General features: G+C 72.5%; 13 protein-coding genes and 1 pseudogene. 5 read left to right on the top strand and 9 right to left on the bottom strand.

Annotation, left to right across the window (positions count from 1 at the left end; all coding sequences use genetic code 11):
* Window positions 1-22: 22 nt before the first annotated feature.
* The 4 genes and pseudogenes from QSK22_RS02070 to QSK22_RS02055 all read right to left on the bottom strand — a co-directional run bounded on the left by QSK22_RS02070 (window position 23) and on the right by QSK22_RS02055 (window position 3,549).
* Entirely contained in the window at window positions 23-811 is a 789-nt protein-coding gene (locus QSK22_RS02070; protein ID WP_285492167.1) for a bestrophin-like domain, read from the bottom strand.
* Between the two features lie 111 nt (window positions 812-922).
* Entirely contained in the window at window positions 923-2,092 is a 1,170-nt protein-coding gene (locus QSK22_RS02065; RefSeq protein WP_285492166.1) for an aminotransferase class V-fold PLP-dependent enzyme, read from the bottom strand.
* A 129-nt stretch (window positions 2,093-2,221) separates the two neighbouring features.
* Window positions 2,222-2,688 (bottom strand): annotated as a pseudogene (locus QSK22_RS33640) (RNA-guided endonuclease InsQ/TnpB family protein); the annotation flags it as partial.
* A gap of 3 nt (window positions 2,689-2,691) precedes the next feature.
* Complete coding sequence (locus QSK22_RS02055; RefSeq protein ID WP_285492165.1) at window positions 2,692-3,549, bottom strand: class I SAM-dependent methyltransferase; 858 nt, start codon at window positions 3,547-3,549, stop codon at window positions 2,692-2,694.
* A gap of 674 nt (window positions 3,550-4,223) precedes the next feature.
* On the opposite strand from QSK22_RS02055, the gene QSK22_RS02050 reads away from it, so the two are divergent.
* From QSK22_RS02050 to QSK22_RS02030, 5 genes are read left to right on the top strand one after another with little or no spacing between them, the layout of a single operon-like run.
* Complete coding sequence (locus QSK22_RS02050) at window positions 4,224-5,579, top strand: ATP-binding protein (protein WP_285492164.1); 1,356 nt, start codon at window positions 4,224-4,226, stop codon at window positions 5,577-5,579.
* Window positions 5,576-5,983, top strand: a complete 408-nt coding sequence (locus QSK22_RS02045) for a roadblock/LC7 domain-containing protein (protein ID WP_285492163.1) — start codon at window positions 5,576-5,578, stop codon at window positions 5,981-5,983. Before QSK22_RS02050 ends, QSK22_RS02045 begins: the two co-directional genes overlap by 4 nt.
* On the top strand, window positions 5,980-6,339 hold the full coding sequence (locus QSK22_RS02040) for a DUF742 domain-containing protein (RefSeq protein ID WP_285492162.1): 360 nt from the start codon (window positions 5,980-5,982) through the stop codon (window positions 6,337-6,339). Before QSK22_RS02045 ends, QSK22_RS02040 begins: the two co-directional genes overlap by 4 nt.
* A gap of 40 nt (window positions 6,340-6,379) precedes the next feature.
* A complete protein-coding gene (locus tag QSK22_RS02035) occupies window positions 6,380-6,949 on the top strand; it encodes a GTP-binding protein (protein ID WP_285492388.1) in 570 nt (189 codons plus the stop codon).
* A complete protein-coding gene (locus QSK22_RS02030) occupies window positions 6,946-8,388 on the top strand; it encodes a cytochrome P450 (RefSeq protein WP_285492161.1) in 1,443 nt (480 codons plus the stop codon). Before QSK22_RS02035 ends, QSK22_RS02030 begins: the two co-directional genes overlap by 4 nt.
* A 67-nt stretch (window positions 8,389-8,455) precedes the next feature.
* On the opposite strand, the gene QSK22_RS02025 is transcribed toward QSK22_RS02030, so the two are convergent.
* From QSK22_RS02025 to QSK22_RS02005, 5 genes are all read right to left on the bottom strand, one after another.
* Window positions 8,456-9,124 carry an HhH-GDP family DNA glycosylase gene (locus QSK22_RS02025; protein WP_285492160.1) on the bottom strand — a complete coding sequence of 223 codons (669 nt, stop codon included), beginning with the start codon at window positions 9,122-9,124 and terminating at the stop codon, window positions 8,456-8,458.
* Between the two features lie 8 nt (window positions 9,125-9,132).
* Entirely contained in the window at window positions 9,133-9,537 is a 405-nt protein-coding gene (locus QSK22_RS02020; RefSeq protein WP_285492159.1) for a ChaB family protein, read from the bottom strand.
* A gap of 447 nt (window positions 9,538-9,984) precedes the next feature.
* Window positions 9,985-10,212: a DUF6401 family natural product biosynthesis protein gene (locus QSK22_RS02015; protein WP_285492158.1), complete on the bottom strand. Its 228-nt coding sequence runs from the start codon at window positions 10,210-10,212 to the stop codon at window positions 9,985-9,987.
* A gap of 235 nt (window positions 10,213-10,447) precedes the next feature.
* Window positions 10,448-11,692, bottom strand: coding sequence for a glycosyltransferase (locus QSK22_RS02010; protein WP_285492157.1), 1,245 nt, complete (start codon window positions 11,690-11,692; stop codon window positions 10,448-10,450).
* 322 nt (window positions 11,693-12,014) lie between these two features.
* Window positions 12,015-12,260, bottom strand: coding sequence for a hypothetical protein (locus QSK22_RS02005; RefSeq protein WP_285492156.1), 246 nt, complete (start codon window positions 12,258-12,260; stop codon window positions 12,015-12,017).
* Window positions 12,261-12,266 lie beyond the last annotated feature (6 nt).

Here is a 12,266-nt window from a genome sequence, read left to right as displayed (position 1 = left end):
CACGGCCTTGAACGATCGCTGGTCAGGGCCGGTTCCCCGGGAACGCATCGATATCGGCGAACGAGCGCAACGCTTCCTCCAACGGCGCCGGGGTGACCTTGACGTTGCCGGTGAAGGGCACGTTGACCTCGTAGAGGAGGAATACCACGAACGCGACGGTGGCCGCGCCCACCACCGCCAACACGACCCGAACCGCCGGACGCGGATCGCCCCGCAGCATCGGCAGCACCACCACCAGCAATCCGGTGGACAGCAGCGCAAGCCACATCAGCGGGGGGATCCGGGTCGTGATCAGCGCCCCGCGCGAGCGCCGCGCGTCGAACACGGAGTTGACCGCCCGCAACGCGTCCTGGTACCGGATGGCGGCACCGCCGCCCTTGGGGGAGATGCTGAGGACGTCGAGGCGCAACTGCCTCGCCAGCTGCCAGGAGCGGGGGTTCAGCGTCCCCATCTCGTCCATCGTCGGCCATTCCACCTGGATGACATGGTTGGTGTAGTCGCGCAGGTCGCTGCGCAGCCGCACCGCCTCCGGACCTTCGATCGTCCGGGTGTACCAGTACAGGTCGAGCAGGGCGTCGGCCTCCTGCACCACGCCGGTGTTCGCCCGGTTGACGGCCTCCCAGACGAACAGGCCCGTCGCCACCGCCGACAGCAGGAACGCGGAGACCACCAGGGCGGTGGTGAGCGCCCCGTACATCCCGAAGTCGTACCGCACCCGGGCGGGGACCGTCCGCTGGATCAGCAGCGCCCCCGCGACCGCCGCCGCTCCCGTCCCGAAGACGGCCAGGCACCCCAGGAGCACGGTGGTCATGCGTTCGCCCCTTCCCGGCGTCCACCGGTGATCGCCGGGGCAGGCGAAGGCTTTGCCGACTCGGGGCGGTCAGCTGGGAACGACCGGACACAGCACGCCTGTGCGCGGACGCTAGGCGGGACGCGGCAGGGCGCGCAGCAGGCGCTCCACCTCGTCCTCGGTGTTGTAGTAGTGCACCGACGCCCGTACGGCACTGACGCCGCCGCCGGGGTCGAAACGCTGCTGCCCGCTGGTGACGCTCACGTTGACGCCCTGCTCCCGCAGCGCGAGCTTGACGTCGGCGGCCTCGTGCCCGTCCACGGTGAACGTGACGATGCCCGATCGACGCACCCCGCGATCCAGGACGCGCACCCCCGGACGGGCCGCGAGCTCGTCGCGCAGCCCGGCGGCCAGGGCCGTCACACGCGCCTCGATGGCCGCGACCCCCAGCGCGGAGGCGTAGTCGGCGGCCACGCCCAGGCCGATCTGCCCGGCGACGTAGCGTTCCCACGTCTCGAACCGGCGGGCGTCGTCGCGGACGACGTACTCCTGCGGTGCCGTCCAGGTGGCCGAGTGCAGGTCGAGGAACGGCGGCTCCAGCGTCCGCACAACGTCCCGCCGCACGTACAGAAGGCCCGTGCCGCGCGGCCCCCGCAGGAACTTGCGGCCCGTCGCCGACAGCATGTCGCAGCCGATCTGCCGCACGTCCACGGCGAGCTGCCCGACCGACTGGCAGGCGTCCAGCAGGAACAGCGCGCCCGCCGCCCGCGTCAGCCGGCCCACCTCGGCCGCCGGGTTGACCAGGCCGTTGTGCGTCGGAACGTGGTTGAGCGACACCAGCCGCACGTCCCCCCTGGCCAGCTCGGCCGCCAGCGCCTCCAGGGAGATCTGGCCGTCGGCGTCGTCCGGCACCACCTCCACGCGGACCCCGCGCGCCCGCGCGACCTGCTGGTAGGCGATGGCGTTGCTGGCGTACTCGCTGGTGGTGGTGAGGATCCGGTCGCCGCGGCGGAACGGGATCGCGTAGAACGCCATGTCCCAGGCCCGGGTGGCGTTCTCCACGTAGGCGAGCTCGCCGGGATCGGCGCCCAGCAGCCCGGCCACCGCGTCGTAGAACCGCCCGACCGCCGCGGACGCCTGCTCGTACGCCTCGTACCCGCCGGTCAGCGCCTCCAGTTCCAGATGGCGGTTCACCGCGTCGATCACCGGCCGGGGCGGCAGCGCCGCGCCCGCGTTGTTGAAGTGCGCCACCCGCGCGCAGCCCGGTGTGTCCGCCCTCGCCTTGTCGATGTCGATGCCCACGCTGCTCGCTCCTCGTCGCCGCCTGGCCATTCAAGCCGTGCGGGCGCGGTCGCGCAAAGTGTCAAGCCCTCGCGCGACGATGCCGGTGCGACGGGCGACTCGACCTCAACCCATGTCGAGGTCCCGGAATCAGGGGTCGGACCTCCTCCTCCGACCGGATCGGCGGTGCCAGTTGACCTCCTCCCCCGCCTGAAGGCGGGGGATTCCGACCGTCGCCGGTCGGTCTTCCTGCTTCACAGCCGGTCGCCTCGCCCCGAGAGGACTCCCGTTCGAGGTCTGACACCAGCTCCACAGGCGTTTCAGCTCTCCGCCGGCCCGGCGGCGAGGAGGTTCTTGGCGGCGTTGACGTCGCGGTCGTGGACCGCGCCGCAGGCGCACTGCCACGTCCGGACGTCCAGCGGCATCGTGTCCTGCGCGGTGCCGCACGTCGAGCACCGCTTGGAGGACGGGTACCAGCGGTCTGCGACCAGCAGTCGGCGCCCGTACCAGCCGCACTTGTACTCCAGCATCGACCGCAGCTCACGCCACGATGCGTCGGAGATCGCGCGGGCGAGCGAGCGGTTGCGGACCATGGTGCGCACGGCCAGGTTCTCGACTCGTCAGCGGGGTGAGGCAAGGGTTGCGGAGACGGTGGCGTGGGCCAGGTGGGAGCCGACGAAGGGGCGGAGGACGTCGGTCCGGGTCCACATGGACGGGGGGACGGCGTCGTGCATGGTGACGTGGCGGAGGACCTCCAGGCCGTGGCGCCCCATCAGCGCGGTGACCTCGTCGGGAGACAAGGAGGTCAGGTAGGGCTCGTTGCTCTCGCGGACGACCTCGGAGGCCATGGCGGCGTACTCGTTGCCCAAATCGTCCCGCAGCTCCGCGGGCAGCGAGTACTCCATGACGACTTCCGAGCCGGGGGAAAGGCGGCCGAGTTCCGCCAGAGTGGCGGATATGGCGTCGCGGGTGAGGTACATGGTGACGCCCAGCCAGCCCACGAGGGTGGAGCGGCGCGGGTCGAATCCGGCGGCGGTGAGCCGGTCGAGGAGGGAGTCGGTTTCCAGGTCGACGGGAACGAAGGCGAGATGCTCGGGAATGGGCAGGCCCGCCTGCGCGATAAGTGTGCGCTTCCATTCCTGCGTGGCCGGGTGGTCCACCTCGAAGACCCGCGGGCCGCAGTGGCGGTGGGCGAACGTGTCCAGGCCCGCGCCGAGGATCACGTACTGGTCCGGTGAACGGTCGGCCAGCACCCGTTCGGTGTAGGCGCTGCGGGTGGTGACCAGGGCGCGCGTGCAGGACAGAATCGGGTGGTCGCCGTACGCGCGGTGGTAGCCGAGCATCTCCTCGGCCTGGTCGCCGATCAGCGTGGCCGCGACGGTGTCGTGCAGGATGTGCGGCTCGTTGTCGACGACGAGGTGCGCGGCGCGCGCCGCCGCAGTCGACAGAGCAGTCCGGCTGGGCTGTCCGTTTCGCATCGTGCTCCCTTCCGAATGAACCGGGGAACGCGATGCTAATCGCCACAGACCATTTGCAAAAACCAGGATAGCAGACGAAAATAAATTCTGGATAACTTCGGCGGTGCGAAGTCGTTGCGATTCTGGGCGCCCTCGGTCAGGGCTCTTCATTGGATGTGCGTGCGCAGAGTCGCGGCGCCGCACCGGATTCGGGATGCCGCGTCGCAGGGAACGAGGCGGTCGCGCGGGTGCGACTCGCCGTCGGGTGCGGGCCGCTCGGGGGCGGATGGTCGCGACGCGGGCGTCGGTGGTGGCGGGCGGGCGCGACCGAGGCCGTCGGGTTCTGGCTGGGGGCGCCGCTCGATGGGACGGCGCGCCCCCGGGGCCGCCCGTCATGGTGTCGGGCGCAATGCTGTTTCCGATTTGTTCGTATTCGTTCCTTTCTGGGGTTGGGTTTCGGGGTCTCGGAGGTTGAACCGCCGGAATGCGGGTGTGCGTACCACACCAGGAGGTGAGACGGGTCGTCGGCAGGGGCGGCGCATGCGAATCCGTGGCCGGCAAGCTCGGGCGAGGCTGCTGGGGTGCATGTGGCCTGCGTGGTCGAGGACACGTGCGGTAATGCCTGCAAAACACTGTGATCCGCGACATAATCGCGCAATCGCCACGATTGACCAATCCACCCAACTGAGGACCTGATGGAGCAACCCCTCTTGGTGGCGGCGCTCGCCGGCGCCGCCATCGGCATCGTCGTCCTCGCGGTCGTGCTCGTCCGAGAGCGGCACGTCTCCGACCGGTACCGCGGACGGGTCGAGTCGCTGCTGGACGAGCTGCGGCGGCGCGATGAGGAGCTGCGGCATCTGGCCGGTACGCGGCTTCCCGAGCTGCGCGACCAGCTCGACGGGCGGCCGGTGACGGTGTCGAGGCCACTGCACGAGCAGTGGCTGACCGGCACGCCGTTCGGTCAGGACGTGCAGACGGTGCTGGACCTGTTCACCGAGAGCGTGGAGCGCGCCCGGGTCCGCGCCGACCGGGCGGCCAAGGTCACGCTGCGCGCGATGATGCGCACCGTGCAGAGCCTGACCAACGAGCAGCAGCTCGCGCTGACCGACATGCAGGAGCGCCACGACGACCCCGAGGTGCTGGCCGACCTGCTGCGCCTGGACCACATGAACGCCCAGCTGGGACGGCGCGCCCAGGCCACCGCCGTGCTGTGCGGGTCGTGGCCGGGCCAGCAGCGGCAGGCCTCGGCGCTGTCGGACGTGGTGCGCGGCGCGGTCTCCCGGATCCGCGACTACCTGCGGATCCAGCTCAACTCGGAGGTGAACGTCGCGGTCGTCAGCCGCGCCGTGGAGCCGGTCGTGCTGGTGCTGGCCGAACTGCTGGACAACGCCGCCCGGCACTCCCAGCCGAACACCATGGTCGAAGTCAACTTCCAGATGGCGCACAACGGCGTGGCCATCATGATCGACGACGCCGGGGTGGCGATGAACGGGGAGGAGATCCAGCGGGCCACCCGGCTGCTGAACGGCATGGAGAGCGTCGACATCAACCGCATCGGCGACCCGCCGCAGGTCGGCTTCGCCGTCGCCGGGGTGCTGTCGGCCCGCTACGGATTCACCGTGTCGGTGGACACCCGGTCGCCGTACGGCGGCGTCCGCGCGGTGGTGTTCCTGCCGAACACGCTGCTGACCGCCGTCCCGACGAACGAGCAGGAGGGACCCGCCGTGTCGCCCGAGCCTGACGCGTCGTCCGACGAAGCGCAGCCGGCTCAGGTGGGGGCCGGCGAACAGGCCGAACCGGTCGCCGTGGAGTCCACGCCCGGCGGGCTGCCCAAGCGCCGCCGGCTCATCGCCGCCCCACCGGCCCCGGCGGCGGAGGAACCGGCCGCCGGCGGCGGCGCCGGCGCCGAGCCGCCGTCGCGCCGGAGCGCCGCGGGCCTGGGCGCGTGGCAGCGGGGAACGCGGTCCGGTCGTGCCGCGTCCGTCTCGGACGGGACCGAGCGGGCGGCCGGCCAGCACGAAGCCGACAGTGAAGGGAACATCCGGTCATGACCGATTTCGTGGACAACAAGCTCGGCTGGATGCTCGATGACGCGCTGCGCATGCCCGAGACGCGGTACGCGATCCTGCTGTCGGCCGACGGGCTGCTGATCGCCCACTCCGCGCGCATCGACCGCGACGAGGCCGAACGGCAGGCCGCGGGCATGGCGGGCCTGCAGTCGCTGGCCCGCAGCACCGCCGAGTTCTGCGGCGACCCGAACACGATGTGGCGGCAGACGGTCAGTGAGTTCGACGACGGCTACGTGTTCCTCGTCGCCGCGGGCCCGGGCGCGTACCTGGCCGTCTCGGCCACCCAGCACGTGGACATGGAGGCCGTGTCGTACCGGCTGCAGGAGCTGGTGCAGCGGCTGGGCAAGGAGCTGTCCACCCCGCCGAGGCAGGGTGCCGGCACATGATGACGCCGAAAAACCGGCGGGCGCTGGTCCGGCCGCACGTGGTGACCGGCGGCCGGGCGCGCCCGACACGCAACATCTTCGACCTGGTGACCCTGGTCACGGCCGCCGGTGATCTGCCGCTGACCGGGCTGAGCCCCGAAAAGCGCCGCATCGTCAACCTGTGCCGGGGCGGCGCGCTGTCGGTGGCCGAGGTCTCCGGCCATCTGGACCTGCCGGTGAGCGTCACCAAGGTCCTGCTGTCCGACCTGGTGGACAGCGGCCACATCACCACCCGGGCCGCGGGCCCGGACTCGTCGCGGCCCGAGCAGCTGGGGCTCCTGCAGGAGGTGCTCGATGGACTCCGTGCTCTCCTCTGAGAGCGTCGCCGCGGGCGCGCCCGGCACGGGCGCCGGCGGCATGTACGTGCGCGACTCGGTGCGCCAGTCGGTGAAGTTGCTGATCGTGGGGCACTTCGCGGTCGGCAAGACGACGCTGGTGGGCACCCTGTCGGAGATCAGGCCGCTGCGCACCGAGGAGCGGATGACGCAGGCCGGGGCGCCCGTCGACGACCTGTCCGGCGTCCCCGACAAGACCCACACCACCGTGGCCATGGACTTCGGGCGGCTCACCCTCAGCGACCGGCTGGTGCTGTACCTGTTCGGGACGCCGGGGCAGGGCCGGTTCAAGCGGCTGTGGGAGGACCTGTCGCGCGGGGCGCTCGGCGCCCTGGTGCTGGTGGACACCCGCCGCCTGGACCAGTCCTTCGAGGTCATGGACCTGGTGGAGCGGCACGGCCTGCCGTACGCGGTGGCCGTCAACGCCTTCGACGGCGCCCCGGTGTTCCCCGAGGAGGAGGTCCGCGAGGCCCTCGACCTGCATCCCGCCACACCGCTGGTCACCTGCGACGCCCGCGACCGGGCCTCGTCGGCGCGGGCGCTGATCGCGCTGGTGGACCATCTGATCGCCATGGACCGGGAGGCGTCATGACGAACGAACGCCTGCACGACGACCAGGCCCGCACCGCCGCGGGTTCCGCCCGGCAGGGGTCCGGGGCGTCGGGGTGCCCGGTGCACACCGGCGACCGCATACCCATCTACGGGCCCGAGTTCGCCGCCGACCCGCATGCCGCCTACGCCAAGATGCGCGTGCACGGGCAGTTCGCGCCCGTGGAGCTGGCCCCGGGCGTCCCGGCGATGCTCGCCATCGGGTACGACGCGACCCTTGAGGTGCTGCGCGACGACCTGACGTTCATGCACGACCCGCGCGGCTGGCAGCAGACGGTGCCGCCCGACTGCCCGCTGCTGCCGATGATGGGCTACCGGCCGAACGCGCTGTTCACCGACGGCACCGTCCATGCGCGGCTGCGCGGCGCCATCACCGACGCGTTCGCCCGGGTCGACAACACCACGCTGCGCGGCTATGTCGAGCGCAACGCCGACAAGCTGATCCGCCTGATGGCCTCGATGGGCGAGGCGGACCTGCTGAAGGACTACGCGGTCGTGCTGCCGCTGCTGGTGTTCATGGAGCTGTTCGGCTGCCCGCCGGACATCGCCCAGCAGCTGATGTACGGGATGAGCGCCATCTGGGAGATGGAGGACGTCGACAAGGGCAACGCGGCGCTGACCGACGGCGTCATGCGGCTGGTGGCGCTGAAGCGGCAGCGGCCGGGCGCCGACATCACCTCCTGGCTGATCGCCCACCCGGCGCGGCTGACCGACGAGGAGATGGCGCACCAGCTGGTGGTGCTGATGGGCGGCGGTACCGAGCCCACCCAGAACCTCATCGCCAACGGGCTGCGGCTGCTGCTGGCCGATGACCGGTTCGCCGGCGACCTGTCCGGCGGCAGCCTCCCCGTGGAGGACGCCCTCGACGAGATCCTCTGGACCGACCCGCCGATCGCCAACTACGCGGCCCGCTACCTGTCCCGCGAGATGGAGTTCATGGGGACGGTGCTGCCCGCCAACACGCCGATCGTCATCAGCTTCGCCGCCGCCAACACCGACCCCGCCAAGGCCACCGACGAGCGGGCGGGCAACCGCGCCCACCTCTCGTGGGGGGCGGGTCCGCACGCCTGCCCCGCCAAGAACCACGCGCGGCTCATCGCGTCGGTGGCGATCGAGCGGCTGCTGGACGGCCTGCCCGACGTCGAGCTCGCCGTCCCCGCCGACCAGTTGCAGTGGCGGCCAGGACCGTTCCACCGGTCCTTGCAGGCGCTGCCGGTCAAGTTCCCGCCCGTCCGGGACGCCGACAAGTCGTGGGGCGCGCAGAACGACGCGATGGAGCAGCAGGCCGAAGCGGCCGCGGCGCAGGCGCAGCCGGGCGGCTACGCCCCGGGCGCCGTCCAGCAGCAGCCGGCGCCCGCTCAGGCCCCGGCGTCGCGCGGCGGTCTGAAGGCCGCCGTCGCCCGCTGGTGGAACGGCGAGTAGGGGGCGGTCTCCGCAGGTTCGGCACGGGCCGGGCGCCCTGCGCTGGGACGCGGGGCGCCCGCCCGGCTCACACCCGGGCGGAGGTGCGGATGCGGTCGTACTCGTTGTGCGCGTCGACGAGCGCCAACGCGCCGACCAGCCACGACAGCTCCTCGCTGCCGCCGCCGCGGGCCACGTCGCGCAGCAGCGTGCCGCCGTCGGACGGCAGGTGCAGCCGCTCGGCGGCGCGGACGGCATGCCGGTCCATGAACGGCCCCGCCTCCGGCCAGAACATCTGGGCGTCGCGGAGGAAGACCGCGCGGCCCGCCTCGTCCATGCCGGGGATCTCCGCCAGCAGATCGGCCAGGCGGTCGTGGTCGCCGCCCGCGGCCCGGCGCAGGTTGCGCAGGTCGCCGCCGTACCGGTCGACGACCATGCGGGTGGCCGCGCCGAGCAGCCGGGCGGCCCGTCCGGCGTGGCGGTACCCGGCCCGGGCGATCACCTCGGCGCGTTCGCGGTCGCCGGTCCTGCTCATCTCGGGCGCGCTGTCCCAGCGGCGCGCCAGCAGCGCGCGGGTGGCCTCGACGGCCTCCCGCGACGGGGCGGTGTCGTCGGCCAGCACCGACAGGCACAGCAACCGGAACAGCCCGGCCGCGGTGGCGGTGACGGTGAAGCCGGTCTCCTCGGCGACGTAGCCGCGGGGGTGCCGGTCCAGCAGGGCGCGCACCGTCGCCTTCGTGCGCTCGTCCATCGGCATGACCGCTCCTACCCCTGTTTGCGCGCGATGGCCGCGGCCAGTTCCTCCTTGGACATGTGCGAGCGGCCCTGCACGTCCAGTTCGGCGGCCCGCTTGTAGAGCTCCTGCTTGGAGTGGCCCTCGACGTCGACGCCGCCGAAGCTCCGGCCCTCGCCCTGGCGGGCCCTGGGGTTCTTGGCGCGCGGGTCGGACGGTCCCTTGCGGGCCTTCTCGACCCAGCGGTCGCCGCGCTTTTCGAACTTGTGCTTGAGCGCCGCGTACGCGGTGCGGTGCGCCCGCTGGCCCTCGCCGTACGTCTCGACCGCGCTGTCGTGGGCCTTGGCGAAGGTCTCCTGGGCCTCCCTGCTGGAGCGCTGGAGGGTGCTCGGGAGCTCTTCCTTCCGCGGTTTGCCACTCTTGGTGGTCTTCGGCATGGCTCCTCCTTTTCTTCCTCTTCGGTCCCGCTTTCCGGAAAGGGCGGCAGTAAACCGAAAGAGGGGGCGGGGAGAGGAGCACTGAGGGGCCGCGCAGGAGGAAGGGGCCCGCGCACGGAGGAGGCACGCCCGTGGGCCGGTGAGTGGGCGTGCCCCCTCCCCCCTCCGTGGCCGCCGGGGCCGGGCATGCGGAGCCCACGGGCACCGGTGCGGGACGGTCGCCCGTCGGCCCCGCCGACGGCGCCTCCCCGAGGACCCCTGTGACCCGGGTCACCCGGCGACGGGCACGAAAATAGGCACTACGCCCGGGTATGTACGCGCGACGGCCGTCCGGTGCGACGAGCGGCCGGAACCATGCGACGAGTGGTCTGCCGATCACCTGCCGCTACGGCGGGCGGCGGCGCTCGGTGTCCGGGCCCGCGTGACGTCAGGGGTCGCGCCGGGGGCTCAGTAGTCGTGGCGTGTCATCAGCCAGCAGACGGCGACGATCCGCACGAACTCCCAGTCGCGGGTGTCGCCGGGCGTCCAGCCGCGCTCCAGTGCGGACTCGGTGAAACCGACCAGGTATTCGCCGAGCGATGCGGCGTCGAGCGTCTTTCCGGACGCGGCGAGCAGGTCGCGCACCGCGGCGGCGTGCTGGTCCACCGCTGCCAGCAGCCCGGGTATGCTCGCCATGGCGGCCGTCCCGGCGTTTCCCACGCTCCGGGCGACACCGGCCAAGGCATGCGACGGCTTGTCTCGCATGACCTCGACGTTAGCAAGGCTTGCCCGGCATTTGACCGTTCACCCGCACCGGCCCGCGAGCCCTGCGTTGACGCGAATCCCTTGGGCGGGAAGGGCTGGCGCGCACCGGGCGGCGCACCCCCCGATGTCGAAAGTTTTACCTGAGTTTTTACCGGCGGCGAATTGATCATGCGGGGACCCGGGCACGCGCCAGCGCACGCCGGTACGCCTTGACGGTCTCCAGGGCGATGCGGTCCCACGAATACCGGGAGCGGGCACGGTCGCTGCCCGCGAAACCCATGGCCGCGCGGCGGGTGGGGTCGGCGAGCAGCGACCGGATGACACGGGCCGTCTGCTCGGGCTTGCGCGGTGCCACGTGCACCCCGGTGACACCGTCGATGACGGTGTCCAGGTGACCGCCGACGGCGGTGGCGACGACCGGCACGCCGCAGGCCATCGCCTCCAGGGGCACCATGCCGAACGGTTCGTACCAGGGCAGGGTCACCACCAGGTCCGCCGACCGCAGCAGCCGGGGCACCTCCGCCCGGGTCACCCGCCCCAGGAACGCCACCCGCCGGGCGACCCCGGCCTCCTCGGCCAGCCGGCGCAGCCGCTGCACGTCCGGGTCCTCGTCGATCCGCTCGTACGGCGGGCCCCCGGCGACGATCAGCTCCGCGCCGGGGATCCGGGGGAGCGCCTGGATCGCGGTGTCCACGCCGTGGCGTTCGCCCAGCCGCGACAGCATGAGCAGCCGCCGCCCCCGCCGGGACGGGTCGGCCGGCCCGTCCGGGCTGAAGAACTCCAGGTCCACCCCGCACGGGACGATCGTGATGCGCTCGCGCGGCACCCCCATGCGCACCAGCTCCTCGGCCTGCTCCGAGCTCGTCGCGATCACCGCGTCGGCGGCCTGGCCGATGGCGCGTTCCAGCCGGATGCGTCCGGCCGGCCCGGTGTCCTCCGCCCCGCCGTGCCGGTGCTCGACCGTGCCCAGCGCGTGGTAGGCCTGAACCATCGGGACGCGCCGCCCGCCGAGATGCCGGATGGCCTGGAGGGCGGCCAAGCCGCTCATCCAAAAGTGCGCGTGGGTGATCTCGGGCTGGTCGTCGACCCAGCGTTCGCCCAGGTAGTGGCCGAAGTCGGGGATCCAGGGGAGCAGCTGGTCACGCGGGATCGGCCTGGCCGGCCCGGCGGGCACGTGCTCGACGGTCACCCCGGGCTCCAGCCGCACCCGCGCGGGCAGGTCCGGGTCGTCGCGGCGGGTGTAGACGGTGACGTGGTGACCCTGCGCCCCCAGCCGCGCCGCCAGGTCGGCGACGAACACGTGCTGCACGCCCGGTTCGGCGGGTCCGGCCTCGGCGTCGCCCTCCTCGTCCGGGTCGGCGGCGCGGACGGCCAGCGGGCTGGCGTGTGCGGAGATCATGGCGATCTTCACGGGTCACCTCCGGGAGCAGTCGGCCCCACTCGCGCGGCACGGCCGGCACCCGCGGGCCGCCGGGCCGTCGTGCCGTCGGCCGCCCGTCCGGCCGATCACGCCGGCCGGTCACCGCGATGGGGAAGAGAGATCTTTCGTGATGTGCGGGGGTGCGGATGGTGGCGCACCGGGCCGGAACCACGGAGGAAAGTTGCTGACCCTTCGCGCCGGCGACGTCGCCGGACGGACCGGCCACGTCGCCGCCGAATCGGTGCGGCCCGGCCGCGGGGACGGGGCTGCCCGTCCCGGAGCGGCGCGTGCGGACCGCGGGGGCGGGACGTGCTCACATGGATGCGCGCTGCGCCTCTTCCCGCCGGTCGCCGTGGGTCGCGGCGGACCAGTCGCGGCGCTGCGTGCTCGGCCGGGCGAACCAGGAGCGGAGCATCGCGATCGCGGCGATCGAGCCGGCGAGCGTGACGACCGCGGTCAGACCGGTGGCGCCCCACTTGGCCCACGTGCCGATCCGCGACGTCCTGCGCTGCGGCCGACGAGCCTTGTTCGACGACTTGCGTGCCTTGTTCGCCTTCATCGCGGG

The sequence above is a fragment of the Actinomadura sp. NBRC 104425 genome (genome assembly GCF_030269545.1).
GTDB classification, from domain to species: domain Bacteria; phylum Actinomycetota; class Actinomycetes; order Streptosporangiales; family Streptosporangiaceae; genus Spirillospora; species Spirillospora keratinilytica.
This window is presented reverse-complemented; position numbering and strand designations above follow the sequence as displayed.